The sequence below is a fragment of the Cobetia sp. L2A1 genome (assembly GCF_009796845.1).
Classification (GTDB): Bacteria; Pseudomonadota; Gammaproteobacteria; order Pseudomonadales; family Halomonadaceae; genus Cobetia.
In genome coordinates this window covers 754,867-780,481 of the sequence record NZ_CP047025.1, presented here as the reverse complement: position 1 = coordinate 780,481, position 25,615 = coordinate 754,867, and the positions used below count along the sequence as shown (strand labels likewise).

The window sequence follows — 25,615 nt, the reverse complement described above, 5'->3', positions numbered from 1 at the left end:
ACCATAGGTTGCCACATAACTGTCGTTGCGTTGTTCACCAGATGACGAATCGTCGCATTTAATTGAATAAAATGCGCAGAAATTCATCTCAAAGCCTCTCGAAGCCAAGACAGGGAAACTTCATGGCCCTTGAACATTCAGATGTGCTGCGTGCTGCTCACCTCGCACGCCTGGGTCTTGCCTCGCAGGATGCCGAAGCCTACGTCGAGGATCTCAACCAGATTCTCTCGATGGTCGACCAGTTGCAACAGGTCAATACCGATGGCATCGAGCCGCTGGCACACCCATTGGAAGCTACCCAGCGTCTTCGCGCCGACGAAGTCACCGAGTCGAATCAGCGCGAACACTTCCAACAGGTAGCCCCGGTCACCGAACAGGGGCTATACCTGGTTCCGCGCGTCGTCGAGTGAACGTATGCATGTACCCGATGGCTTTTCATCGGTGTATGACGCCTGCTCAACATCACGCGGCACGCCTCACGTCCGCCCCGGAATTTATGCCGGCACTGCCTTGTTGCAGTGCTAGCACTGATGGAATCGAACATGTCATCGTCCATAGCACTCCATGACAAGACGCTTAGCGAGCTGGCGCAAGGCCTTGAGGCCGGCGAATACACCAGCCGCGAGCTGACGGAAGTCTTCCTGGCGCGCATCGAGCGCCTCGACGGCGAGCTCAATAGCTTTATCACCGTGTGCCGAGAAGAGGCTCTGCGTGACGCAGATGCTGCTGATGCCCGCCGCGCGGCTGGCAAGGCGGCACCGCTGACCGGCGTGCCGATGGCCATCAAGGACATCTTCTGCACCGAAGGCGTTCGCACCAGCTGCGGCTCGAAGATGCTCGACAACTTCATCTCGCCCTACGACGCCACGGTGATCGAAAAGCTGCGCGCGGAAGGTGTGGTGATGCTGGGCAAGACCAACCTTGATGAGTTCGCGATGGGCTCATCAAACGAGAACAGCTACTACGGGCCGGTCAAGAACCCGTGGGATCTGACCGCTGTTCCCGGTGGCAGCTCCGGTGGCAGTGCTGCTGCCGTGGCAGCAGGCTTGGCTCCGGCCGCGCTGGGTACCGACACTGGCGGTTCCATCCGTCAGCCGGCTGCCTTCTGCGGCATCACGGGCCTCAAGCCTACCTACGGCCGTGTCTCACGCTATGGCATGATTGCCTATGCCTCGAGCCTGGATCAGGGCGGCCCGATGGCCCGCAGTGCTGAAGACTGTGCACGCCTGATGAACGTGATCGCCGGGGCGGACCCGCGTGACTCCACCAGCGTCGTGCGTGGCGTGCCGGATTATGTCGAGGGACTGAAGTACAGCCTCAAGGGCCTGAAGATTGGCCTGCCGAAGGAATATTTCGGTGAAGGTCTGACGCCGGAAGTCGAAGCTTCCGTTCGCGCCGCGATCAAGGTTTTCGAGGATGCTGGTGCCAGCGTGCAGGAAATCTCACTGCCGCATACCCATCTGGCCATCCCGACCTATTACGTCATCGCACCGGCCGAGGCGTCTTCCAATCTGTCGCGTTACGACGGCGTGCGCTTCGGCCATCGCTGTGCTGACCCGAAAGACCTGGAAGATCTCTACAAGCGCACTCGCGAGGAAGGTTTCGGTGACGAGGTGAAGCGTCGCATTCTGATCGGCACTCACACCCTGTCCGAAGGCTTCTTCGATGCCTACTACATCAAGGCACAGAAGGTGCGTCGTCTGATTCGCCAGGACTTCCTCGATGCCTTCGACCAAGTCGATGTGCTGATGGGCCCGGCAGCGCCAACACCGGCGTTTGATCTCGGCGCACACAAGGACCCGCTGTCCATGTACCTGCAGGACCTCTATACCATCGCCATCAATCTGGCGGGTATTCCGGGCATCAGCGTGCCCGCCGGACTGGCAGGCAAGCGTCCGGTAGGTCTGCAGATTCTCGGCCCGCACTTCGGCGAGCAAACACTGCTGGGTGTCGCGCACCAGTTCCAGCAACTCACCGACTGGCACCGCCAGCGCCCGGAATTCGGACAGGAGCACGCCTGATGCAATGGGAAGTCGTAATCGGGCTTGAGGTTCACGCTCAGCTCGCCACTCAGTCGAAAATCTTCTCCGGCTCGTCCACCACCTATGGTGCCGAGCCCAATACCCAGGCCAGCGCCGTCGATCTCGGCCTGCCGGGCACGCTGCCGGTACTCAACGAGCAAGCCGTGGCCATGGCCGTGCGCTTTGGCCTCGCGGTCAATGCTGCCGTTGCCGGCCACTCGGTCTTCGAGCGCAAGAACTACTTCTACCCTGATCTGCCCAAGGGCTATCAGACCAGCCAGATGTCTCAGCCCATCGTCGGTCCGGGCGTGCTCGAGATTCTGCTGGAAGACGGCACTCGCAAGTCGATCCGCATCCACCACGCGCACCTTGAGGAAGACGCTGGCAAGTCGTTGCACGAAGACTTCCAGGGCATGACGGGCATCGACCTCAACCGTGCTGGCACGCCGCTGCTGGAGATTGTCTCCGAGCCGGATCTGCGCTCTGCCAAGGAAGCCGTGGCTTACGTCCGGGCGATACATGCCATCGTGACCTATCTCGGTATTTCCGATGGCAACATGGCCGAAGGTTCGCTGCGCTGTGATGTCAACATCTCGGTGCGCCCCAAGGGCCAGGAGGCCTATGGTACGCGTGCAGAGGTCAAGAACGTCAACTCCTTCCGCTTCATCGAGCGCGCCATCCACTTCGAGGTCGAGCGTCAGATTGACCTGATAGAAGATGGCGGCCGCGTCGTGCAGGAAACACGCCTGTATGATCCGGATGCTGACGAAACGCGCAGCATGCGCAGCAAGGAAGAAGCCAACGACTATCGCTACTTCCCGTGCCCGGATCTACTGCCGGTAGAAGTCGATGAAGCCTATATCGAGCATCTTCGCGGCACCCTACCGGAAATGCCGGCCGAAAAACGCGCGCGCTTCGAAAGCGAACTGGGCCTGTCCGCCTACGATGCCAGTGTGCTGTCAGGCACCCGTGAAATGGCAGACTTCTTCGAAGAAGTGAAGAATGTCTGTGGCGATGCCAAGCAGGCCGCCAACTGGGTGCAGGGCGAGTTGTCAGGTCGTCTCAACAAGGAAAATCTCGATATCAGCGTCAGCCCGATCTCTTCCGAGCAACTCGGCGGTCTGATCAAGCGTATCGTCGACGAGACCATCAATGGCAAGGCGGCCAAGCAGGTGTTTGCCGCCTTGTGGGACGGCGAAGGCACCACCGCAGATGAGGTCATCGCGTCACGCGGCCTCAAGCAGGTAACGGACACCGGCGCTATCGAAGCCGTGGTTGACCAGGTAATTGCCGACAATCCCGCACAGGTCACCCAGTATCAGGAAGCAGAAGTCGACAAGCGCGGCAAGATGATCGGCTTCTTCGTCGGTCAGGTCATGAAAGCCTCGCGTGGCACCGCCAACCCGCAGCAGGTCAACAAGGTGCTGAAGGACAAGCTGGATAGCCTCAGCTGATTCCACGCGACCTTGCCTATCGCCTGATTGCACATCGCCTGATATGTGGTAAAACGGCCAGTCTCCGGAAATCCTGAGGCTGGCCGTCGGCAATCATTCAGGTGATTGCCAACATGTTCATATCAGCGATTGCCATCCCCAAGTCAATCGTCGCTACCCCCAAGGATGTTCTGATGGCAGATGATGTCGGTGCTCGCCTGCGGGCATTGAGAACCCTGCGCGGTATTTCCCAGCGTGAGCTGGCCAAGCGCTGTGGCGTGACTCACTCAAGCCTGTCGTTGATCGAGCAGGGCAAGGTCAGCCCCTCGGTAAGCTCACTGACCAAGATTCTGGGCGCCATTCCGATGAGCGTAGGGGACTTCTTTACCATGGAGCTCGAGAATACCGGCAAGGTGTTCTATGGCGAGGAAGAGCTTACCAATGTCGGTAGCGGCGAAGTGGTCTTCAAGCTGGTGGGGGCCAACCGCAAGAGTCGTGGCCTGTCATTCATGGTCGAGACCTACCCGCCGATCAGCGATACCGGCCGCGAGATGATCACCCATCAAGGTGAAGAAGCGGGCGTGATCATCGAGGGCGAGATCGAGATCACCATTGGCGGCGACACACGAGTCCTCAAAGCGGGCGAAGCCTACTATTTCGATACCAACGTGCCGCATCGCTTTCGCAATATCGGTGATGTCGAATGTCGTCTGGTCAGCTGTGCCACGCCGGCACGCATGTTCTGAGCGAAGATTCGACACCGCGTAGAAACACAAAAGGCCACGCATCTGCGTGGCCTTTTTATTGCGGCTCAGCTGTCCAGAAGATCAACTCTGATCACGACAGCGAAATCCAGACACTCTTGAGCTGAGTGTACTCCGCGAGTGAATGGTGCGACTTGTCGCGACCATTGCCCGACTGCTTGACGCCACCAAAGGGCATGGTCTGATCACCGCCCGCCCAGTTGTTGACGAACACCTGGCCCGACTCCAACTGATGTGTCATGCGCATGATGCGATCGATGTCCTGACTCCATAACCCCGCCGCCAGACCGAAGTCACTATCGTTGGCCAGCACCAGGGCTTCTTCTTCCGTCTCGAAGCCGAACACCGACAACACGGGCCCGAAGATCTCCTCACACCCGATCGTCATGGTCGGCACCACACCATCAAAGACCACCGGACGGATGAACAGACCAGGCCCGGCAACCTCCTCGCCTCCTGCTCTCAATGCAGCGCCTTCTTCAACTCCCTGACGGATATAGCCCATCACGCGCTCGTACTGGGCCTTGTCGACCATGGCACCCATGAAGCTCTTCGGGTCCAATGGATTGCCCGGCTGCATCCGTTCAGCCGCAGCGACGACCTTCTCGACGAACACTTCACGAATCGAGTGCTCGACCAGCAGGCGTGAACCTGCAATGCAGACCTCGCCCTGGTTGTAGAAGATGGCAGCGGCCGCGCTTTCCGCGACACGATCAAGATTCGCGCAGTCAGCAAAGACGATATTGGGGCTCTTGCCGCCACACTCCAGATATACCCGCTTGAGATTCGACTGCCCCGCATACTGCATCAACTGCTTGCCGACCGCCGTAGAGCCGGTGAAGGCCAGGCACTCCACCTCCATCGACAGCGCCAGTGCACGCCCGACGGTATGCCCGAAGCCCGGCAGCACCTGGAAGACTCCCTGCGGAATACCCGCTTCGCGTGCCAGCTCTGCCAGACGCAAGGCAGACAACGGTGACTTCTCGGATGGCTTGAGAATGACGCTATTACCCGCAGCCAACGCTGGCGCTATCTTCCATGCCGTCATCATCATCGGGAAGTTCCACGGCACGATGGACGCCACCACGCCCAGCGGCTCACGTAGCACCATGCCAAGTGCATGCTGCCCGGTAGGAGCCACCTCGCCGTAAAGCTTGTCGATGGATTCTGCCTGATGACGGAGGGAGCCGATCGCCCCCGCCATGTCATCGAGCGCACTGGTCACCGGCTTACCCATGTCGAGGGTATCCAGCAGTGCCAATTCATCCTGATTCGCCTCAAGCAGGTCCGCCAGCTTGAGCAGTACGCGTTTGCGCTCGCCCGGCGGCATGCGTGACCAGACACCGCTCTTGAAGGCTGCGCGCGCATGACGAATGGCGATCTCGGCATCGGCTTTGTCACAGCTGGCAACATGGGCCAGCACTTCACCGGTGGCCGGATTGATCGTCTCGAACGTCTCACCACTGACGGCGGCCACGAATTCATCATTGATGAACGCACGATCGTTCAGCGTCGTGGTTAGGCGTGCAGCAAGCGCCTGCCAGTCATTCAGGGTCTGTGGGCGACTCATGGGCTGGATTCCAGATGTTGAGAGCGTGAGGGAGAGGAATGTGATGCTGCGAGATGGCGAGCTGTCTCATCGAGCGCAGCACGTGCCAGGCTGACCAGTGCATCAATCTCATCATGCGTGATGACCAGCGGCGGTGAGATGATCATGGTGTCGCCTACCGAGCGCATCACCAATCCGGTATCAAAGCAGATATCACGACACATACTGCCGACTGCCAGCGACGTATCAAAGCGCTCACCGCTTGCCTTGTCAGCAACAAGTTCCAGTGCGCCCATCAAGCCCAGCGAGCGAGCCTCACCCACCAATGGATGGTCCGCCAGCGTTGCCCAGCACTTGGCAAGGTAGGGGCCGAGGTCATCGCGCACCCGCTCGACGATATTCTCGCGCTGCATGATCTCAAGCGTCTTGAGCGCCACTGCCGCGCAGACGGGATGCCCGGAGTAGGTAAAGCCGTGATAGAACTCACCACCCTCTTGAATCAGAGTCTCGGCGAGACGATCTCCCACCAGCACGCCGCCAATCGGTAGATAGCCGGAAGATAAACCCTTGGCGATGGGCATCAGGTCCGGCTTCAGGTCATAGTGCTGACTGCCAAACCACTCGCCCAGACGGCCAAAGCCGCAGATGACCTCATCGACCACCAGCAGAATATCGTATTTCTCAAGCACCACCTTGACCGCCGGCCAGTAGCTGTCAGGCGGCATGATCGCGCCACCCGCGCCCTGCACCGGCTCCGCCAGGAAGGCTGCCACGTTATCTGGCCCGAGTTCGATGATGCGCTCCTCGAGTGCCTCGGCGCAGGCTTTCCCGAAGTCCTCACGATCCATCTCACGCCCTTCGCCAAACCAATAGGGCTGACGGACATGCGTGATGCCCGACACACAGGGACCACCTTGCTCGTGCATCGGTGCCATGCCACCCAGGCTCATGCCAGCAACAGTCGAGCCGTGATAGCCATTCTTGCGCGCGATGATCCACTGTTTTTCAGGCTTGCCCTTGAGCGCCCAGAAGCGGCGTACCATCCGCAGCATGGTGTCATTGGCCTCGGAACCGGAACCCGTAAAGAAGACATGATTGATGTGATCCGGTGCCAGACGACACAGCTCGGCTGCCAGTTCGATCGCCGGCGGATGCGCGGTCTTGAAGAAGGTGTTGTAGTAGGGCAATTGCGTCATCTGCTGGCTGGCAGCCTCGACCAGTTCCTGTCGACCATAGCCGAGATTCACGCACCACAACCCCGCCATGCCATCAAGCATCCGCTGGCCGTCAACGTCCTGGATATACACTCCCGACGCAGCCGTGATGATACGACTACCCTCCTCACCCAGCGCCTTGAAGTCGGTGAATGGATGCAAATGATGATCACTGTCCAGCGCTTTGAGACGCGCGGTGCCGGGTGAGGTCATGGTCATGTCTCTCATTGGAGGATGTTGCCTGAGATGGCGGTAAATACTGCCAGTCTGACGTTTGCTTGATTATTGGCGCCAGAAGATCACTCGCCATGTGCCGCCTTGTCACGACAGGCGTCAGCGAAACCCTCAAGAATCGCGAGATACAAGGGATGCTGGCGCGGCTTCCACTCTGGATGCCACTGCACTGCCAACGCAAAGGAGGATGCCGTACTGACAGATACCGCTTCCACCAGGCCATCCGGCGCGAGCGCTTCGACGCGCAGACCCTCGCCCAGCCGAGCAATGCCTTGTTGATGCAGCGAGTTGACGCGCGCCTCTGGTGCGTCATACAGCGCCGCCAGCTGGCCGCCCGCCACGATGGTGATGGCATGCGAGGGGGCAAACTGTGCGTTCTGATCGCCCTTCGGCTCGCGGTGGTCCATCAGGCTCGGCACCTGCTGCACGACCTGATGCAGACTACCGCCAAAGACGACATTCAACTCCTGAAAACCACGACAGATCCCCAGCAGTGGCAAGTTCAGTGCCAGCGCCAGCGGTACCCACTGAAGGGCCGCCGCATCGCGGGCGGCATCCTCATAGGTGTTCTCAGGCGCCAGTGCTTCGCCATAGCGCGAAGGATGCATATTGGAATAGCTACCCGTCAGCAGCAGACCGTCCAGTCGCGCCAACAGAGCACGCGCCGACTCGGCATCGGTATCCTCCCACACCGGAATCATCACCGGCTGCAGGCCCACATCGCGCAGCGCGCTCACATACTTGTCAGTCACCATATGCGCCGGATGGCCTTCAATAGTGCGGCGACAAGCGATAACGCCTACCAAGGGACGAGGTGCCATGAAATCTCCTTCAAGGCATGCTGACAGGCCTTGGATAGTTGGTATGTTTTTATCAACATAGACTGATCGTCTTTCCTTGCCAACCTGCCAAAGAAACTATTTGCATATAACAACAGTAATTCATTGTTATTAAAGAGATTAAATCCAATTTAATCAAAAAAACTCAATGTGGCATTACGCATATTTTGTAAATTATTTGACAACACTCATCGTCGTGACGATATATGTATACGTAACAGCCCTTCATGTTCACAGGTGATTCACATGCACAGCCTTCCTGCCGATGAGGTCAGAGAATTTCTTGACCGTCATCCCGAGGTCGAAAACATCGACCTGCTGATCAGCGATATCAATGGTATACAGCGCGGCAAGCGTATTCCTCGCGAAAATCTCGAGAAGGCCTACGCGTCCGGAATCAACCTGCCTGGCTCGGTATTCGCCCTCGACATCGCCGGCAATACCATCGAAGAGACAGGGCTGGGCCTGGAAACAGGTGATAGCGATCAGGTCTGCCGTCCGATTGCTGGCACACTGATGCCGGCCCCCTGGCTGCGCAATGGCAAGCAGGGCCAGCTACTGATGAACATGCGTGATGACAAGGACGGCCCCTTCTTTGCCGATCCACGCAACCAGCTTCAGAAGCAGGTGGATGTATTGGCCGCAATGGGCCTGAAGGCTGTCGTGGCATTAGAGCTCGAGTTCTATCTGGTCGATCGTGAGCGTGATGACATGGGCATGGCACAGCCTCCCTGCTCCCCCGTTACGGGAGAGCGCGCCACCGAGAGTCAGCTCTATTCCATCGGCGAGCTGGACGAGTACGCCGACTTCCTTGAAGAGATCCAGAATGCGGCGCGCGTTCAGCAACTGCCACTGGATACTGCTCTCAAGGAGTGCGCGCCGGGCCAGTTCGAGATCAACCTGATCCATCTTGATGACGTCATGAAGGCCTGTGACAGCGCGGTGCTGCTCAAGCGTCTCATCAAGGGCGTCGCCCTGCGCCACGGCTTCGATGCCACCTTCATGGCCAAGCCGTATGGCGATGAAGCCGGTAATGGCATGCATGCCCACATGAGCCTACTGGATCGCGATGGCAATAATGTCTTCTCGGCTGCAGATGAAAATCCGCTGGGTACCGAGACACTACGCCATGCCATCGGCGGCCTGCTGGAATTGATGCCCGCCTCCATGGCGCTGTTTGCCCCCAACCTCAACTCCTATCGTCGCTTTCAGCAGGGCCTATACGTCCCGATGGCACCGACCTGGGGCTTCGATAATCGCTCAGTCGCTATCCGCATTCCTTCCGGCCCCAATGAAGCGCGGCGCCTGGAGCATCGTGTTGCGGGTGCAGACGTCAATCCGTATCTACTACTGGCCACTTTGCTGGCATCCGTGGCGTACGGCATTGAACACAAGGTTTCCCCAGGTGAGCCGGTCACTGGCAATGCCTATGACCAGTTCGAGCCCAGCCTGACCAATAGCTGGTCGGAAGCACTGACACTGCTGGAAGAAAGCCCACCGCTGAACTCCGCCTTCAGCAAACGTTTTCTGGATGTCTTTATCGCAGGCCGTCGCTCCGAACGTGAGTCTGCCATGCAGGTCATCAGCCGCATGGAATACGACTGGTACCTGCGTCATATCTAGACAGTACTTCCTTTCCAACGCGACTTCTCTGGGCTCGTAACATGACAATCACAAGATCAGCCGCTGCCCGCAACATCCGCAATACACTTCTTGCCAACGCACTTCTTGTCAGTGCCGTTCAGGCGTCCCTTCTTGAGCGGGAGGGGCTGGCATGAACCAGACGACCTCCCCAACGCCTCCAAAGCCACATGCCTTCGCCCCCTCTGTCAGCGTGCGTGGCAAGGGCCGCAGCATTGCCATGTTCGGTGCCGTTCTGGCACTGGTGCTGGGTATCACCTTCACGCATGACGCCGGCACTCCCTTTGGCTGGATAAGCCTGATGCCGTCACTGATCGTGCTTGTGATAGCCATCGCAACGCACCGCACGTTGGAAGCTCTGGCGATTGGCGCACTCGCCGGGCTCTTGATACTGCAACCTGATGACTACATCGGCGAGCTGGCGGATATCTCGCTGAGCGTGATGATGAATGAAACCATCGCCTGGCTGATTCTGGTCTGTGGCCTGATGGGCGGCTTCATCGCGATGATGGAGAAATCCGGCTGCACGCTGAGCTTCAGCAACATGATCGGGCGGCTGCTCAAGACACGTCGCCAGTCATTGGTCGGCACCGTGATACTGGGCATCCTCATCTTCATTGATGACTACCTGAATGCACTGGCCACGCCGGCAGCCATGAAGCGCCTCACCGACCGCTTTGGTGTCTCGCGTGAGAAGCTGGCGTACATCGTCGACTCCACCGCTGCACCGATCTGCATTCTGGTGCCGCTGTCGACCTGGGCGGTGTACTTCTCCCAGCTGCTTGAGGAAGGAGGCGCCACCGAAAATGGCATGTCGCTCTATATCCAGGCTATTCCCTACATGCTGTACGGCTGGATCGCCATGGGGCTGGCCATGCTGGTCGCCATTGGCCTGATGCCGGATATTGGCCCGATGAAAGCAGCAGAGCTACGTGCACGTGCTGGCCAACCGATACCCGATGGCGCCCCGGAACCGATGCCGGAAGCTGACGCACCGAAGTCCAGCCCGTGGGTCGGCCTGATGAATTTCGTGCTGCCGATGGCGGTACTGATCGGGGCCAGTGCCTGGTTCGAGATCGACCTGCTCAAGGGCGTGATCGTGGCGACACTGTTCACCATCCTGCTCTATCTCGCCCAGCGACTGGTGTCATTTGCCGCCTTGATGGATGCCGTGATGGATGGCTTTCGCACCATGATGCTGCCTCTGGCCATCGTCGCCGTCGGTTTCGTGCTGCGTGAGGTCAATGATCAGCTCGGCATGACCACCTTCATGATCGAAAGCCTGACGCCCTACCTGACACCCGCGATTCTGCCGGCCATCGTGTTCGTCAGCATGGCAGTGGTGGTGTTTGCGACAGGATCGTCCTGGGGGGTGTTCGTGATCTCGATCCCAATCGTGCTTCCCATTGCGATACACATGGATGCTTCGATTCCCCTGATCGTCGGGGCTCTGCTGTCGGCCTCAAGCTTCGGCAGCCATGCCTGCTTCTTCTCGGATTCCTCGGTACTGTCGTCTCAAGGGTGTGGTGTTCAACCCATGCAACATGCGCTGACTCAACTGCCCTACACAATGATTGGCGCAGCCGTTACCACCACTGGCTTCCTGGTACTGGGCTTCTGGATCAACGGCTAGCCTGTCTGCCTGAAGACACGCAAGATGCCCCGTCCTCCTGGACGGGGCATCTTGCGTTGAGGACCCATCAAAAAAACCGCCCTCCTGTTCGGGAGAGCGGCTCTGGCGCTGCAGGAATGGCGAGCTGATCAGATACCGAGCTTGTCACGTGTCTGGTAGTACCAGGCACCGACAGCTGACAACGGTACCCGCAGCATGCGCCCACCGGGGAATGGCAGATGCGGTAGGCCAGCGAAGGCATCGAAACGCTCGTCACGTCCTGTCATCACCTCACTGATCAGGCGGCCCGCCAGGTGACTACAGGTCACACCATGACCGGAGTAGCCCTGGGCGTAGTAGACGTTGTCATTGAGCACGCCGAACTGCGGCAGACGGTTGAGCGTCATCAGGAAGGTGCCACTCCAGGCATAATCAATCTTGACGTTGGCCAGCTGCGGGAACACCTTGAGCATCTTGGGACGAATCAGCGCCTCGATATCGGTCGGATCTTCGCCGCCATAGTTGACGCCACCACCGAAGATGAGTCGGTTATCGCGAGTCAGACGATAGTAATCAAGCAGGTAATTGCAGTCTTCCACCGCCATGTTGTTGGGCAGCAGTGCTCGCGCGACGTCCGCTTCCAGCGGCGCGGTCGTGATGACCTGAGTCCCGCACGGCATCGATTTGCCTTCCAGTACCGGCAACACGCCATTCAGATAGGCATTGCCTGCCATTACCACACGGTCAGCACGGATGGTGCCACCTGCCGTCTTCAGCACCACAGGGGAGCCATGTTCGAGACTCACCAGCGGGCTTTGCTCGAAGATGACACCGCCCAGTGACTCGAAAGCGGCGGCTTCACCCAGCACCAGATTCAGCGGATGAATATGACCGCCAGAATGATCAACCAGTGCCCCCACATAGCCTTCGGCACTGACTTCACGCTGGTAGGCATCGCCTTCCAAAAGCTCAAGGCTGGTATTGCCGTAGCGCTCCCACAGTGCCTTGTGTTCGCGCAGGCCTTTCATCTGTCGAGTATTGCAGGCCGCGAATAGATTCCCTTCACGCAGATCGCAATCGATGCTGTAGCGCGCAATACGATCACGAATGATGGTATTGCCTTCAAAGGCCATGTCACCCAATGCGCGCGCAGTCTGTGCGCCAAAGCGCTCCTCGATGACATCCATGTCACGGCTGTAACTGTTGACGATCTGCCCACCATTGCGACCAGAGGCGCCGTAACCCACACGGGCCGCCTCCAGCACCATGACCTTGAGCCCCTGCTCAGCCAGGTGCAGCGCAGCTGAAATCCCCGTGAAGCCAGCGCCGACGACACAGACATCACAGCTGACGTCTCCTGACAATGGCGGACGCTCGGGAGAGGCATTGGCGGAGGATGCATACCAGGAGGCAGCATGTTCAATGGGCAGAATTGCACTCATGACAGTTCCTTGTGGTTATTTTAATCAACATCCTGACACACTATCACGGAACAAACTGCTAAATCTGTAGTTTTTGCCATGCAATAATCACCACATTGGCAGATGTCAGAGCACTATCATCTTGCGATAACCAAGAGAGCCTCAGAAACGACAAGGGGCCGCGATGACTACCACGCCCCCTTGTTGCTACCAGATGTCGAGAAAAGCGCACCAACCCCGTCATCACCGCCGCTTACACTCTCAACAGCAGATGCTCACGCTCCCAGGAGCTGATGACCTGGAAGTATTCGCGATGCTCGGCACGCTTGACCGCGAGATAACTCTTCACGAAACGCTCACCGAGAATGTCCGCCAGTGGCTTGCAGTCATGCAGAGCGTTGAGCGCAGGGCCAATATCATCTGGGAGTGTGTTACCACCCTCCCATGCAGAACCGACGACGGGTGGGCGCGGCTCAAGCTGAGAGAGCATGCCTAGATAGCCACACGCCAATGAGGCTGCCATCACCAGATAGGGGTTGGCATCGGCACCGGCCAGACGATTCTCGACCCGAGTGCCTGCCGCATCCGAGACCGGCACACGCAAGCCTACGGTACGGTTATCGAAGCCCCACTCCACATTGATGGGGGCTGAGCCGCTGGTATCGTTACGCATCAGGCGGCGATAGGAATTGACATTAGGTGCGAAGAACGGAATAGCCGACGGCATGTAGGTTTGCAGGCCGCCAATGAAATTACGGAACAACGTACTCGGCTGCCCTTCGTCATTGGCGAACAGGTTCTTGCCGGACGTCGCATCTACCAAACTCTGATGAAGGTGCATCGAGCTACCCGGCTCGTTCGCCATCGGCTTGGCCATGAAGGTGCCGTACATGCCATGGCGCAGTGCTGTCTCACGCAGCGTGCGTTTGAACATCACTATCTGATCGGCCAGCATCAACGGGTCTCCGTGCTCGAAATTAACCTCCATCTGACCGGCACCCTCCTCGTGAATCAGGGTGTCCAGATCCAGCCCCATCGCTTCGCAGTAGTCATACATCTCCTCGAATAACGGATCGAATTCATTGACTGCATCGATGGAGAATGACTGACGACTACTCTCTTGCCGCCCGCTGCGGCCGACGGGCGGCTCCAATGGATAGTCGGGGTCGGTATTGGTCTTGACCAGGAAGAACTCGGCCTCCGGCGCGACAATCGGCTGCCAGCCTCGTGCGGCATAGAGCGCCAATACACGCTTGAGCACATAGCGTGGCGATAGCTCCACCGGCTCGCCATTGAGGTAATAGCAATCATGGATGATCTGCGCTGTGGCATCTTCTGCCCACGGCACCAGATAAAGCGCATTCACGTCCGGGATGAGCTCCATATCTTGCTCAGCAGGATTCCAGAAACGACTGTCTTCGTCGTCTGGATACCCTCCCGTGACGGTCTGAATAAAGATCGAATCAGGCAAACGTGGCCGCCCACCATTGAGGTACTTGCGCGCCGGCATGATCTTGCCCTTGAGAATGCCGGTCAGGTCAGTGACCAGACATTCCACCTCGGTGATGCCATGAGCCGTGAACCATTCCTGCAACGCGGATGCTTCATCTTCGTGACCAGTGGGTTCGTACTTCATGAAACCTTCCTTGAACAAGACATGGCAGGCCACGGCATCAGTGGCCTGCTTGTAGAACACCCGAACGATGGTGCTTTTGAATGGCAGTGCATCAAGTGTCAGTGCTCAGCGCGCCTGCACTTCCGACCACAACTGCTGGAATATCTGCAGCTGCTTGCCGGAGAGGCTCGGCGAGAAACGCAGACGGGCCATGTCATCTTCTGACGGCTGAATCGGCGGCTGAGTCAGCACCTCATCCAGATACGGTGTCGCCGCCGCATTCGGGCTGGCGTAGTAGTTGTAGTTGGAAAGCTGTGCACCGACCTTGGCGTCCAGGATGAAGTTGATGAAGGCATTGGCCAGTTCCGGATGCGGTGCCTTGGCAGGAATCATCATGGAATCCACCCACTTCTCGGCGCCTTCGTCAGGAATGACGAACTTGATGTCAGAGAAGGATTCGGGGTTTTCGTCCAGATAGAACAGGTAGTCACCGTTGTAGGACAACGCGCCGTGCGTGACCTTGCGCGCCATCTGTTGCAGCGCAGGCGTACCATCGGAGAAACCACTGAAATTGCTACGATGCTTGGTTTCGATCAGCAGCTTGGCTGCCTCACGCCAATCGTCAATGTCAGTACAGTCATAGCCATGCCCAAGGTAGGCACAGGCTGTCCCCATGCTGACCTGACCATCCCCCATCAGACTGAAGGGATAGGCATCATTGACGGCGGGATCAAACAGCACGGACCAGCTCTTCGGGGCATCCTTGAAGGTCTTGGCGTTGTAGACCAGTCCCGTCACGCCCCACTGATACGGCGCGGTATATTCGGCACCCGGGTCAAAACTCGGGTCACGGAACTGTTCATCGACGTTGGCCAGATTGGGCACTTTCGCCTTGTTGATCTTCTGCACCAGACCCGTCTCGATCAAGCGCGGAACGTAATAATTGGACGGCACGATGATGTCGTACTGAGACACACCACCGGCATTCAGCTTGGCCAGCATTTCCGGCAATGAGTTGTAGTAATTCTCCACCACCTCAACGTCATACTTCTTTTCAAAGGCGGTGATGACCTCCGGGTCCATGTACTGGGTCCAGTTGAAGAGATACAGCTTCTTGTCTTCAGCCTGGGAGGCACTGGCCAGCAGCAGACTGCCGATGGCTACAGCGAAACGCAGCGTGTTGTTTGTCATTGTGATGCTCCGCTTTGATTGTCGTGAAGATGTTGCATGTTGCTCAAGTCCTCCCCCATCGTCTCACTGTGCATTGATGGGAGAGCCACCTGATCGTGTGAGGCTTTCAGCAGGGTATTCAGGACACTGTACGGCGCCGTGACAGCCACAGACTGGCAATTGCCGCCAGGGCGACCGCCATCATCATCAGTGTCGCGATGGCATTGATTTCCGGTGTCACCCCTTTGCGAATCGCGCTCCAGATGTAAATGGGGAGCGTGGCGCTTTCGGGGCCAGAGGTGAAGAAGCTGATCACGAAGTCATCCAGCGACAGCGTGAATGACAGGAAGAAGGCTGAGATCAACGCTGGCTTCAATGTCGGTAGCATGAAGAACCGCACTCGCTGAAGCGGCGTGGCGTAAAGATCCTTCGCTGCCTCGAACAATGAGGGATCCAATCCGACGAAGCGTGAGTAGACGATCAGTGCCACGAAGGGTATCTGGAAGGTGACATGCGCGATGATCATGGTGCCGAGTCCCGGGGACAACAGGCCCGTCAGCTCGTTGATCTTCATGAAGAAGGTCATCTCCGAGATTCCGAACACGATGTCGGGCAGCACGATGGGCAGGTAGATCAACACGATCAGCCAGCCCAGCTTGCGATGGCGATGGCGATACATGCCGTAGCCGATCAGGCAGCCAATCGCGAGTGCCACCAGCGAAGAGATCACCGCCAGCAGCATCGAATTGCCCAGTGCCGACAGAATCGCGTCATTACCCAGCAGGCGCCGATACCACCGCAGCGAGATACCGGTGAAGCTGGCAGCACTGTTGGATGCATTGAAGGAAAACACCATCACGACGATCAAGGGCAGATACAGAAAGCCGACCGTCAGCCACCAGAAGCCGCGTAATCCCTTCTTGAAGGCTGAATGTTTCATATCACCACCTCTTCACCGCCACCCAGACGCTTGCCGATGCGACGCATCGCGTACAGACCGATGAAAGTGGCGATGAGCATCAGAATCGCGCCCGCCGCCCCCAGCGGCCAGTTGGCGCTGCCCGAGAACTGGTTGGCAACCAGATTGCCCAACATCATGCCCTTGCCACCTCCCAGCAACTCAGGGATGACGTACATGCCAAAGGCCGGTATCGCGACCAGCACCACCCCCGCCAGCAGTCCCGGTAACGTCTGAGGAAATACTGCATACCAGAAAGCCTTGATGGGAGAGGCATACAGGTCACGCGCGGCCTCGACCAACGAGAAGTTCAGCTTTTCGAAGGCGGCATACAACGGCAGCACCATGAAGGGCAGGAAGTTGTAGATCAGCCCCAATGTGACCGCGAAGTTTGAGGGATAAAGCCCCATATGGGGCGCGATCATGCCCATCGCCTCGGCCAGTTCGGCCAGCGGCGTGCCCGGTGCCAACAGGTTCATCCAACCAAAGGTACGAATGACCTGATTGGTCCACGATGGCACGACCACGACCAGCAGCAAGATAGGCCGCCAGCGCACGTCTGCCTGCGAGATGTAATAGGCGACCGGGTACGCCACCAGCACGACCAGCACGGTGGAAATCACCGTCTGCCATAACGAGCGCATCAGTGTCAGCAGATTCCCCGGACTCCAGCCCAGAAAACCCTGCCCCGCCAACTGATGAAATGACGTTAGTGACAAGGGCATTTCCGGTAGCCCGTAGGGGCCATTGCTCATGAAGGCCACACTCATCAGGTAGGCGCTGGGCAAGACCAGAAAGAAGAAGATCCAGGCGGCGCCCGGTGTCACGGTAAACAGCAGATGACGTGTTTCCCGCACGATGGCTTGGCTACGTCCAATCACGGCTGTCGTCTTCGGCATGTCAGGCCTCACTCACTCAGCGTGACGAGATCTTCCGGGGAGACCACCAGGGTCACCTCGTCGTCAACGTCAGGAAGATGGTGACCACGGTTGTTCACCGTCGCCTGAAGGCTGGTAGCGCCGATCGCTATTCGATATTCGGCGTGACTGCCACGATAGAGTCGCTCGGTAATGCGCCCGTGCATGTGATTGATGCCTGCGACATGGCCCAGTTTCAGATCCAGTGTCTCGGGCCGTATCAGCACGAACTCACCTACGCTGCCTGCTGTCTCGAGTTCGAGTGCTCCCACCGCGGTCATTGCCCGATTGCCCGCATTTTCAGTGATGGGATAGAGATTGTCGTGTCCCATGAAGCGTGCCACGAAGACATTGAGGGGCGTCTCATAGATCTCGCGCGGAGAGCCGATCTGCTGGATGTTGCCGCCATTGAGCACGGCGATCCGATCGGACATGACCATCGCTTCATCCTGATCATGAGTCACGAACACGAAGGTCATCCCCAGACGTTTCTGGATACGCAACAGCTCTACCTGAAGCTGAGAACGCAGGCCGGCATCCAGCGCCGAGAGCGGCTCATCCAGCAGCAGCACATCCGGCTCACAGATCAGTGCACGCGCCAGCGCGATACGCTGACGCTGACCACCGGAAAGCTGATCGATGCGTCGATCGACCAACTCCCCCAGCTTGATCAGATTGGCGACGTCCGCCACCTTGGCGTCGCGTTCTACTGCCCCGACACCGCGCATCTTGAGCCCGAACGCCAGGTTCTCGCGCACGGACAAGTGCGGAAATAGCGCGTAGGACTGGAATACCGTGTTCACGCTACGTTGGTGAGGCGGCACCTCGGTAACATCCTTGCCACCGATGATCAATGTGCCTTCATCCGCCTCTTCAAGCCCAGCCAGAATGCGTAGCAAGGTGGTCTTGCCACAGCCTGATGGTCCCAGCAACGTGAAGAATTCACCTGCGCGAATGGTCAGATCCACACCATTGAGCGCCACGGCATCATTGCCAAAACGCTTGTGCAGCCCTTTCATCTCGATGGAAGACGCCGTCAGGTGCCCACCCATCTCATTTGCTGCAGGCTCGCTCATCACAGGTTCACGAGAGTGTGTACGCGCGAGACTCTCGTCCATCACCATCTGGGGATCACTCATGGGGGTATCCTTGTCGTTCAGGCAGCTCATCACAGCCGATCGCGGAGCTTGTAGAAGGTGGTGGCCAACACCAGTAGCGGCGTACGCAAGTGCCGCCCGCCCGGGAAGGTGCGATGAGGCATCGCTGCAAAGGTGTCGAAACGCTCGCTATCCCCACTCAGGGATTCAGCCAGCAATTTCCCTGCCAGCCCGGCCATGGCCATGCCATGCCCCGAGTACCCTTGAGCGTAATAGAGGTTGGCACCCATGCGCCCGAAGTCAGGTGCCCGATTGAGCGTGATGGCGACGTCACCGCCCCAGCGATACTGGATATCCACCTCCCCGAGTACCGGAAACAGATGCCGGATCTTGCGATCGATACGTGCATCCAGCCCTCGCGGCTCGCGTCCGTCGTAGCTCACCTCGCCGCCATAGATCAGCCGTCGATCAGCAGATAACCGGTAGTAATCCAGTACGAAGTTGGCATCGGACAAGGCATCATTTTGGGGCAGAACCTGAGCCGCCTGTTCGGCAGTGAGCGGCGCCGTCGCGATCATGTAGTTGGCGGCACGCATGATGCGCCCAGCCATTTCCGGTACGAGGCGATCTCCATAGGCATTGGTGGCCAGCACCACTCGATCAGCGATCACGCGACCCTTGCCAGTGATGATCGTGGCCGGCTTGCCGCGTTTGATCTCAACCACCGGACTATTTTCGTGCAGGCTGACGCCAGCCTGCTGCGCAGCACGCGCAAGGCCAAGGGTGTAATTGAGAGGATGTAGATGGCCACCTTCGCTTTCACGCATGGCACCAGGGTACTCATCAGTCACGACGTGCTCTCGCAGCACCTGACCTTCGAGCCACTGCATGGAGTCGTAGCCATAATCGCGGGCCATGCGGTTCTGAAAGTCGTGCAACTCCTTCACATGCCGAGGTTTGACTGCGGCATGCAGGTATCCCCAGGCAAGTTCACAGGGAATGGCGTGGCGCTCGATGAGATCAGCCGTGAGGCGGACAGCCTCGCGACTCATTTCCCAGATATCCTTGGCTCTTTCGTGACCGAGTGCCTTCTCCACCGTGCTGATGTCCGTGCCCAGCCCCGGCAGAATCTGGCCGCCACTGCGACCCGATGCGCCATGACCCACCGTCGAGGATTCGAGCAATATGACCTTGTAACCGCGCTCTGCGAGATGGAGGGCTGCCGAGCAGCCGGTGACACCAGCGCCAACGATGCACACATCGGCAGTGACCTCGCCCTCCAGGGGAGAAGTAGAATCCAGGTGTACCGCAACCGAGTCACGATACCAGGAGGCTGGCGGCGTGGATGACAAGGAGGCTGGCGGCGTGGATGACAAGGAGTCAGTCATGCGATAGGAATCCATCTGTCTTGTAGTTGTTGTTGAATCTTGCAAAACATGTTCATCAATCTTGCCTTCATGTGGCCCCAGAGCAGCACCAGGTGTCAAGTATTCAATAACAACCAATCATTCACTCTTGAGTGAGAGATTCTATACGCAAGCTGCGCAGAACCGACATTCTTTCTACATTAAGCAACCATCCAACTTGCTGGAACTACTGAATAAAAGTACATCTTCTTCCAGACGTCGAATAATGAAGGAACGAGGAAGAAATCGTGCGCCAATTGACTGTCAATCAATAATCAACAAACGCCAGGCACAGGAAAAAGCTATCAACCAGGTAACAGGAAGGGGGGCTAGCACGCAGAAGGCATGAGGTCAGGCGCTAAAGCTGGACGATGACGAGCCAAGAACAGGAGGCAGGGAATTAAGGAATTGAAAGACGCGTGAAGGTATGAAGAAGAGCGAAGGATGATCGGTAGGGATATAGAGGGAGGAGTACGGAAGAAGAATACAAGAGAGTGCTGACGAGCCCTGCAAGCACCTCTCAAGCTCTGGTGCAGCGCATTGGCCTAGATCCGAAACGCCTCAAGGCCCGCCAGCAATCGGTAAGCCCCTGCAAGCACCCCCTTGCCCTCATCCATCAAGGAAAACCTACCACGACCGCGCCAGCAGGAAGCGGACGAGACAAGCTCATGAGCGTGCAGTCCCACACACCTGGCAGCCAGGATCACGCTTGAGCCCCATGCGCCGCCACTCGCCGGTCAAACCATCAAACGTCGCCAGGCCACGATGCGCGCTACCCGCGCCACTGATCAGCTTGAGTGCCTCAAGTGCCTGAAAGGCGCCGATGATGCCAACCAGTGGTGCAATCACTCCGCTTTCAGCACACGTGATCTCTTCATCACCCAGCTCATCCGGCGCATAGAGGCAGGCATAGCAGGGTGACTCCGGCTGACGTAGATCGAACACGACCAACTGGCCAGAAAAGCGAATCGCTGCCCCCGATACCAGGGGCGTGCCCGCCGCTACGCAGGCCGCATTGATCGGAAAGCGTGAACTGAAGCGATCCGTACAATCGAGCACCACATCAGCCGCAGCGACCTGTTCTGACAACGCATTGCCGTTCAGGCGCTGCGCCAACACGATAACGTTCAACTCAGGGTTGATCGCCAGTACCGACGCTGCCAGCGACGCTGCCTTGGGCTGATCAATATCTGCATCACCATGCGCGATCTGGCGCTGCAGATTGGAGAGCTCGACATGATCATCATCCGCCAGCACCAGCGTACCGATACCTGCAGCGGCCAGGTACAGTGCCGCTGGACAGCCCAGCCCGCCCGCCCCGATCACCAGCACTCGCGCCGCCAGCAGACGTTGCTGGCCGACGATATCGACCTGGGGAAGCAGAATCTGGCGCGAATAGCGCAGTAATTGCGAATCTTGCATGGAAGACGGACTGCCTGTGCTTGATAGCGGATCGTCACTAGCCATTCATGACTAGCGATACCTGAGCGGGCGCTTGTGCAGTATCACTGCACAGATGAAAGACGTTAAATCGAGACAAGAGCGCACAAGCTTACTTGGCCTCCAACTCCTCGATATCCGGCACATGCAGCGAGAACTGCTCCTTGACCTCTTCCATTACCACGTAGCTCTTGGATTCCTTGACTCCGGGCAGGGTCAATACCACATCACCCAGCAGCTGACGGTAAGCTGACATCTCGGGAATTCGACATTTGAGAATATAGTCGAACTGGCCTGAGACGAGATGACATTCCTGAATCTGCGGCAGTTTGGACACTGCACGACGGAACTCATCAAAGACTGAAGGAGACTGGGTTTCGAGGCTGATTTCGACGAATACCAACAGATTGGCCTTGAGTGCCTTGGGGTCAAGCACCGCCTTGTAACCGCGAATGACGCCAGCGCGCTCAAGCCGCTTGACGCGTTCAAGACACGGCGTGGTCGACAAGCCTACTTCAGAGGCAAGATCGACATAGGAAATACGTGCATTTTCTTGCAGGCAACGCAGAATCTTGAGATCGATACGGTCCAGAGAACGTGATTTCGCTTTCATTGTAATAGTTTTCCCAGCGGGGTGACTTACAGCAGGATCATCCTTACTCCTGTCTTTCGGGCAGTCAGGCCATCGGATAACACGGGGGTTATCAGACGTCCTTTCCAATCATGCGTGACTAATTATTATCATACCCAGCCAGCAGAGGATATGCCTTCACTGGCTGCACCATGACGAGGATTCCACGCACACTCCACCAAATTCGGATGAAACCTCTACCCGCCAGTACCCGTTACTGCCAGACACAAATACCCATCAGATTTTCTTGCCCAGTGTGATTCGCTCGCGACCACCCAGATCTTCAAGCGTATCAACATCGGTGTAGCCAGCAGACAACAACGCGCCTCGCACTTCAGGCCCTTGCTTCAGGCCATGCTCCAACATCAGATGTCCACCCGCCGCCAAGTAGCGTGGCGCAACCTCAATGAGGTGCATGAAGTCTGCCAATCCATGACGTTCTGCCACCAGTGCGGAGCGCGGCTCAAAACGCACATCGCCCAGCATCAAATGGGGATCATCATCAGCCAGATACGGAGGGTTGGCAGTGATCAGCGCAAAGTCATTCTCACTCACTGCAGAGAACCAGTTACTGCACCGAAATTCAGCATTGCCAATCGCCAGTGTCTCAGCATTGCAGCGCGCCAGAGCCACGGCCTCTTCGACAAGGTCGACGCCCAGCACCTGCCACTGTGGACGGTGGCGTGCAAATGCCAACGCGATGGCACCAGTGCCGGTGCCGAGATCCAGTAGACGACCTGTCGAGGCTTCCGCCAGCTCCAGCGCACACTCCACCATTACCTCGGTGTCCGGACGCGGAATCAGCGTGACCGGTGAACACGCTAGTGTCAGGCCATAGAACTCACGTCGTCCAAGCAGATGAGCGACCGGATGCCCTTCGGCACGACGCGCCAGCAGCGCTTCAAAGCGGGCAATATCCTCAGCGCTCGCTTCTGCCTCTAGATCCCGATCACCCCAGGTATAGAACCAGGTGCGCTCACGCCCCATCACTTCACCCAGCAATAGCTCGGCATCCAGGCGCGGCGAGTCACTGCCCGCCTCACTCAGGCGTGCGGTGGCTGCTGCTAGCGTGACATCAATTCTCACCTTAGTGCTCCTGCAATGCGGTCAACTGATCGGCCTGGTATTCGACCACCAGCGGTTCTATCACCTCATCCAGCTGGCCAGCGATCACTTCATTGAGCTTATAAAGCGTCAAGTTGATCCGGTGGTCGGTCAGGCGCCCCTGCGGGAAGTTATAGGTACGAATACGCTCGGAGCGATCACCGGAGCCGACCAGTTTGCGACGCGCATCAGAGGTCGCCTGCGCTTGAGTGTCTACTGCTGCCTGCTTTAGACGAGCCGCCAGCAGTGACATGGCGCGCGCACGGTTCTTGTGCTGGCTGCGCTCGTCCTGACACTCCACCACCACGCCTGTCGGCAGGTGAGTGATGCGAATGGCAGAATCCGTGGTATTGACGTGCTGACCACCGGCACCAGAACTGCGGTACGTATCCACCCGCAGGTCAGACGGATTGATATCAATGTCGCCGACTTCATCCGCCTCAGGCATCACCGCGACAGTACACGCCGAGGTATGAATGCGTCCTTGTGACTCTGTCGCCGGCACACGCTGAACACGGTGCGCACCCGACTCGAACTTGAGTCGCGAATAAACACCCTCACCTTTCACCCGTGCGATGACTTCCTTGAAGCCACCGTGCTCACCATGGCTGGCACTGACAGTCTCAACCTTCCAGCCCTTGAGTTCGGCGTAGCGCGAGTACATACGAAACAGGTCACCGGCAAATAGCGCGGCTTCATCACCACCGGTTCCCGCACGCACTTCGAGGAAGACGTTGGCACCATCGTCTGGGTCACGCGGAATCAGCAACTGGGTGATTTCACCTTCCAAGGCTTCGAGTGCGGCATCGATATCGCGCACTTCCTCACGCGCCATGTCACGCATCTCAGGGTCGCTGTCGTCACACATGCTCAGGGCCGCTTCACGACCTTCCATAAGCGCGCGATGGCGACGCCATGCCTCGATCAGCGGCTCAAGCTCGGCGTATTCCCGCGACAGGTCACGGAATTTGGCCTGATTCCCGATGACTTCTGGCTCCGACAACAGTGCGGAGATCTCCTCGAAGCGGTCGTGGAAGGTATCGAGCTTGGTGATGAGGCTGTCTTTCATGAAGGGTCCTGTGATGAATCAACCGGCGCGAGCAGAAGCGTCTGTGCCGTCTGAAGAATATCCTGTCGGTCATCACCCGAGGCCTGGCGCAACGCCAGCGTCGGGTAATGCATGAAGCGATTGGTCAGCTGACGCGCCAGCTGCGCGACAACTTCCTGCGGATCGCGACCCTGCTTGAGCTCTGCCAATGCCTGCGCCTCACATTCGGCGCGCAGCTGCTCGCCATGACTGCGGTAGCGTTTGATGACTTCGCCACCACTGCGCACACGCTTGAGATGCAACCAGGCGCTGACGCCTTGGCGAATCAGCTCTTCTGCCTGTGCCGCGGCCAGCTCGCGGTGGCGACGATTTTCCTCGATGACTTCCTGCAGATCATCGACCGTATAGAGGAAAACATCGTCAAGCTCGCCCACCTGAGGCTCAACATCACGTGGTACCGCAATATCGACCATGAACATCGGCTTGTAACGGCGCTTTTTCAGGGCACGCTCGACCATGCCCTTGCCCAGAATCGGCAATTGGGAGGCAGTCGAGGAAATGACGATATCAGCCTTTTCGAGCGCATGAGGAATGCCCTCCAGCCCAATCGCCGTACCGCCTAGCTCATTGGCCAGATGTTCGGCGCGGGACAGCGTGCGATTGGCGATACAGATATTGGCGATGCCAGCTTCCTTGAGATGGCGCGCGACCAGCTCGATAGTCTGACCTGCCCCGATCAACAGCGCGTTGGCACGTGTGAAGTCGTCAAAGATGTGACTTGCCATGCTGACGGCGGCATAAGCTACCGAGACAGGGTTTTCGCCGATACCCGTTTCAGTACGCACTTGCTTGGCGACTTGAAAGATATGCTGAAAGAGCTGCTCCAACTCGCCACCAAGGCCCACCGACTGGCGGGCAAACTGGTAGGCATCCTTCAACTGACCCAGAATCTGCGGCTCGCCCAGCACCATGGAATCCAGCCCGACCGCGACACGAATCAGATGACGCACGGCCTCATCGCCCAGATGCTGATAGCTGCAATGCTCGAGGTCTTCCATCGGCAGGCCGTGAAAACGGCTCAGCCACTCGAGTACCGACTGCGCACCATCACTGGTCACGCAGTAGAGCTCGGTCCGATTACAGGTCGACAGCACGGCTGCCTCGGAGACTGCCGGCAGCCGCTTCAATTCGCCCAGCGCGGCGTCAAGCTGCGCAGGCGTGAAAGCAACGCGTTCGCGCACATCAACGGCGGCGGTGCGATGATTGATGCCAAGGGCAAGAAGGGTCATGGAGTCAGTCAGTCGTCAGGGTCTGGCCGGCAGGATTGGCGTCAAAAACAAGCTGCTGTCGGCATGGGCAGTGCTTGCAGGCATGGGAACGAGGCCAGCAAGTGCAGTCGCCGTAGCGGCTGGAATTATAATATTAGCGTGCTCATTCTATCACAGCGCCTGCACCACGCGACCCTGTAGCGTGCCGCAGCTGATGAGGATTTTCCATGGCA

At 58.0% G+C, this 25,615-nt stretch carries 21 protein-coding genes; 6 read left to right on the top strand and 15 right to left on the bottom strand.

Features of this window, described 5'->3' with window-relative positions:
- Window positions 1–122: 122 nt before the first annotated feature.
- The 4 genes from gatC (at window position 123) to GQR90_RS03340 (ending at window position 4,200) form a co-directional block, all read left to right on the top strand.
- Window positions 123–410 carry an Asp-tRNA(Asn)/Glu-tRNA(Gln) amidotransferase subunit GatC gene (gene gatC, locus GQR90_RS03355; RefSeq protein WP_158772877.1) on the top strand — a complete coding sequence of 96 codons (288 nt, stop codon included), beginning with the start codon at window positions 123–125 and terminating at the stop codon, window positions 408–410.
- A 132-nt stretch (window positions 411–542) separates the two neighbouring features.
- Complete coding sequence (gene gatA, locus GQR90_RS03350) at window positions 543–2,021, top strand: Asp-tRNA(Asn)/Glu-tRNA(Gln) amidotransferase subunit GatA (protein WP_158772876.1); 1,479 nt, start codon at window positions 543–545, stop codon at window positions 2,019–2,021.
- On the top strand, window positions 2,021–3,475 hold the full coding sequence (gene gatB, locus GQR90_RS03345; RefSeq protein WP_158772875.1) for an Asp-tRNA(Asn)/Glu-tRNA(Gln) amidotransferase subunit GatB: 1,455 nt from the start codon (window positions 2,021–2,023) through the stop codon (window positions 3,473–3,475). The genes gatA and gatB overlap by 1 nt, the downstream gene beginning before the upstream one ends.
- A gap of 173 nt (window positions 3,476–3,648) precedes the next feature.
- Window positions 3,649–4,200, top strand: a complete 552-nt coding sequence (locus GQR90_RS03340; protein ID WP_158775279.1) for a cupin domain-containing protein — start codon at window positions 3,649–3,651, stop codon at window positions 4,198–4,200.
- Window positions 4,201–4,291: 91 nt separating this feature from the next.
- Here the strand turns inward: GQR90_RS03340 and GQR90_RS03335 are convergent, their stop codons facing one another.
- From GQR90_RS03335 to GQR90_RS03325, 3 genes are all read right to left on the bottom strand, one after another.
- Window positions 4,292–5,788, bottom strand: a complete 1,497-nt coding sequence (locus tag GQR90_RS03335) for an aldehyde dehydrogenase (RefSeq protein WP_158772874.1) — start codon at window positions 5,786–5,788, stop codon at window positions 4,292–4,294.
- On the bottom strand, window positions 5,785–7,200 hold the full coding sequence (locus tag GQR90_RS03330) for an aspartate aminotransferase family protein (protein WP_158772873.1): 1,416 nt from the start codon (window positions 7,198–7,200) through the stop codon (window positions 5,785–5,787). The genes GQR90_RS03335 and GQR90_RS03330 overlap by 4 nt, the downstream gene beginning before the upstream one ends.
- Window positions 7,201–7,280: 80 nt before the next feature.
- A complete protein-coding gene (locus tag GQR90_RS03325) occupies window positions 7,281–8,036 on the bottom strand; it encodes a gamma-glutamyl-gamma-aminobutyrate hydrolase family protein (protein ID WP_158772872.1) in 756 nt (251 codons plus the stop codon).
- Between the two features lie 264 nt (window positions 8,037–8,300).
- Between GQR90_RS03325 and GQR90_RS03320 the strand changes: the two genes are divergently transcribed.
- Together GQR90_RS03320 and GQR90_RS03315 are read left to right on the top strand one after the other, a co-directional pair.
- Entirely contained in the window at window positions 8,301–9,677 is a 1,377-nt protein-coding gene (locus tag GQR90_RS03320; RefSeq protein WP_158772871.1) for a glutamine synthetase family protein, read from the top strand.
- A 151-nt stretch (window positions 9,678–9,828) separates the two neighbouring features.
- Window positions 9,829–11,328, top strand: coding sequence for a Na+/H+ antiporter NhaC family protein (locus GQR90_RS03315; protein WP_158772870.1), 1,500 nt, complete (start codon window positions 9,829–9,831; stop codon window positions 11,326–11,328).
- 128 nt (window positions 11,329–11,456) lie between these two features.
- Here GQR90_RS03315 and GQR90_RS03310 read toward each other — a convergent pair whose 3' ends face one another.
- From GQR90_RS03310 to hemA, 12 genes are all read right to left on the bottom strand, one after another.
- Complete coding sequence (locus GQR90_RS03310) at window positions 11,457–12,749, bottom strand: NAD(P)/FAD-dependent oxidoreductase (protein ID WP_158772869.1); 1,293 nt, start codon at window positions 12,747–12,749, stop codon at window positions 11,457–11,459.
- A 232-nt stretch (window positions 12,750–12,981) separates the two neighbouring features.
- Window positions 12,982–14,364, bottom strand: a complete 1,383-nt coding sequence (locus GQR90_RS03305; protein WP_158772868.1) for a glutamine synthetase family protein — start codon at window positions 14,362–14,364, stop codon at window positions 12,982–12,984.
- Window positions 14,365–14,469: 105 nt separating this feature from the next.
- Window positions 14,470–15,534, bottom strand: coding sequence for an ABC transporter substrate-binding protein (locus tag GQR90_RS03300; protein WP_158772867.1), 1,065 nt, complete (start codon window positions 15,532–15,534; stop codon window positions 14,470–14,472).
- A gap of 118 nt (window positions 15,535–15,652) precedes the next feature.
- Entirely contained in the window at window positions 15,653–16,453 is an 801-nt protein-coding gene (locus tag GQR90_RS03295; protein ID WP_158772866.1) for an ABC transporter permease, read from the bottom strand.
- Complete coding sequence (locus GQR90_RS03290; protein WP_158772865.1) at window positions 16,450–17,370, bottom strand: ABC transporter permease; 921 nt, start codon at window positions 17,368–17,370, stop codon at window positions 16,450–16,452. Before GQR90_RS03290 ends, GQR90_RS03295 begins: the two co-directional genes overlap by 4 nt.
- Before the next feature lie 8 nt (window positions 17,371–17,378).
- Window positions 17,379–18,527 carry an ABC transporter ATP-binding protein gene (locus GQR90_RS03285; protein WP_233266414.1) on the bottom strand — a complete coding sequence of 383 codons (1,149 nt, stop codon included), beginning with the start codon at window positions 18,525–18,527 and terminating at the stop codon, window positions 17,379–17,381.
- Between the two features lie 29 nt (window positions 18,528–18,556).
- Window positions 18,557–19,873, bottom strand: a complete 1,317-nt coding sequence (locus tag GQR90_RS03280; protein ID WP_158772864.1) for an NAD(P)/FAD-dependent oxidoreductase — start codon at window positions 19,871–19,873, stop codon at window positions 18,557–18,559.
- A 684-nt stretch (window positions 19,874–20,557) separates the two neighbouring features.
- The gene (locus GQR90_RS03275; RefSeq protein ID WP_158772863.1) at window positions 20,558–21,313 is read right to left on the bottom strand and encodes a HesA/MoeB/ThiF family protein; all 756 of its coding nucleotides are present in this window, start codon (window positions 21,311–21,313) and stop codon (window positions 20,558–20,560) included.
- 130 nt (window positions 21,314–21,443) lie between these two features.
- Window positions 21,444–21,944: an Lrp/AsnC ligand binding domain-containing protein gene (locus tag GQR90_RS03270; protein WP_158772862.1), complete on the bottom strand. Its 501-nt coding sequence runs from the start codon at window positions 21,942–21,944 to the stop codon at window positions 21,444–21,446.
- A 255-nt stretch (window positions 21,945–22,199) separates the two neighbouring features.
- Window positions 22,200–23,048, bottom strand: a complete 849-nt coding sequence (prmC, locus tag GQR90_RS03265; protein WP_158772861.1) for a peptide chain release factor N(5)-glutamine methyltransferase — start codon at window positions 23,046–23,048, stop codon at window positions 22,200–22,202.
- A 1-nt stretch (window position 23,049) separates the two neighbouring features.
- Window positions 23,050–24,135 carry a peptide chain release factor 1 gene (gene prfA / locus GQR90_RS03260; RefSeq protein ID WP_158772860.1) on the bottom strand — a complete coding sequence of 362 codons (1,086 nt, stop codon included), beginning with the start codon at window positions 24,133–24,135 and terminating at the stop codon, window positions 23,050–23,052.
- Window positions 24,132–25,403, bottom strand: coding sequence for a glutamyl-tRNA reductase (hemA, locus tag GQR90_RS03255; RefSeq protein WP_158772859.1), 1,272 nt, complete (start codon window positions 25,401–25,403; stop codon window positions 24,132–24,134). Before hemA ends, prfA begins: the two co-directional genes overlap by 4 nt.
- Window positions 25,404–25,615 lie beyond the last annotated feature (212 nt).

Excerpts from the sequence above, each read along its gene's own strand:
- GQR90_RS03285 (WP_233266414.1), bottom strand. The coding sequence starts at position 18,527 with ATGAGTGATCCCCAGATGGTGATGGACGAGAGTCTCGCGCGTACACAC.
- GQR90_RS03320 (WP_158772871.1), top strand. The coding sequence starts at position 8,301 with ATGCACAGCCTTCCTGCCGATGAGGTCAGAGAATTTCTTGACCGTCAT.
- hemA (WP_158772859.1), bottom strand. The coding sequence starts at position 25,403 with ATGACCCTTCTTGCCCTTGGCATCAATCATCGCACCGCCGCCGTTGAT.
- GQR90_RS03310 (WP_158772869.1), bottom strand. The coding sequence starts at position 12,749 with ATGAGTGCAATTCTGCCCATTGAACATGCTGCCTCCTGGTATGCATCC.
- prfA (WP_158772860.1), bottom strand. The coding sequence starts at position 24,135 with ATGAAAGACAGCCTCATCACCAAGCTCGATACCTTCCACGACCGCTTC.
- gatA (WP_158772876.1), top strand. The coding sequence starts at position 543 with ATGTCATCGTCCATAGCACTCCATGACAAGACGCTTAGCGAGCTGGCG.
- GQR90_RS03340 (WP_158775279.1), top strand. The coding sequence starts at position 3,649 with ATGGCAGATGATGTCGGTGCTCGCCTGCGGGCATTGAGAACCCTGCGC.
- GQR90_RS03275 (WP_158772863.1), bottom strand. The coding sequence starts at position 21,313 with ATGCAAGATTCGCAATTACTGCGCTATTCGCGCCAGATTCTGCTTCCC.
- gatB (WP_158772875.1), top strand. The coding sequence starts at position 2,021 with ATGCAATGGGAAGTCGTAATCGGGCTTGAGGTTCACGCTCAGCTCGCC.
- GQR90_RS03290 (WP_158772865.1), bottom strand. The coding sequence starts at position 17,370 with ATGCCGAAGACGACAGCCGTGATTGGACGTAGCCAAGCCATCGTGCGG.
- GQR90_RS03280 (WP_158772864.1), bottom strand. The coding sequence starts at position 19,873 with ATGACTGACTCCTTGTCATCCACGCCGCCAGCCTCCTTGTCATCCACG.
- GQR90_RS03330 (WP_158772873.1), bottom strand. The coding sequence starts at position 7,200 with ATGACCATGACCTCACCCGGCACCGCGCGTCTCAAAGCGCTGGACAGT.
- GQR90_RS03315 (WP_158772870.1), top strand. The coding sequence starts at position 9,829 with ATGAACCAGACGACCTCCCCAACGCCTCCAAAGCCACATGCCTTCGCC.
- GQR90_RS03305 (WP_158772868.1), bottom strand. The coding sequence starts at position 14,364 with ATGAAGTACGAACCCACTGGTCACGAAGATGAAGCATCCGCGTTGCAG.
- gatC (WP_158772877.1), top strand. The coding sequence starts at position 123 with ATGGCCCTTGAACATTCAGATGTGCTGCGTGCTGCTCACCTCGCACGC.
- GQR90_RS03270 (WP_158772862.1), bottom strand. The coding sequence starts at position 21,944 with ATGAAAGCGAAATCACGTTCTCTGGACCGTATCGATCTCAAGATTCTG.
- GQR90_RS03335 (WP_158772874.1), bottom strand. The coding sequence starts at position 5,788 with ATGAGTCGCCCACAGACCCTGAATGACTGGCAGGCGCTTGCTGCACGC.
- GQR90_RS03295 (WP_158772866.1), bottom strand. The coding sequence starts at position 16,453 with ATGAAACATTCAGCCTTCAAGAAGGGATTACGCGGCTTCTGGTGGCTG.
- GQR90_RS03325 (WP_158772872.1), bottom strand. The coding sequence starts at position 8,036 with ATGGCACCTCGTCCCTTGGTAGGCGTTATCGCTTGTCGCCGCACTATT.
- GQR90_RS03300 (WP_158772867.1), bottom strand. The coding sequence starts at position 15,534 with ATGACAAACAACACGCTGCGTTTCGCTGTAGCCATCGGCAGTCTGCTG.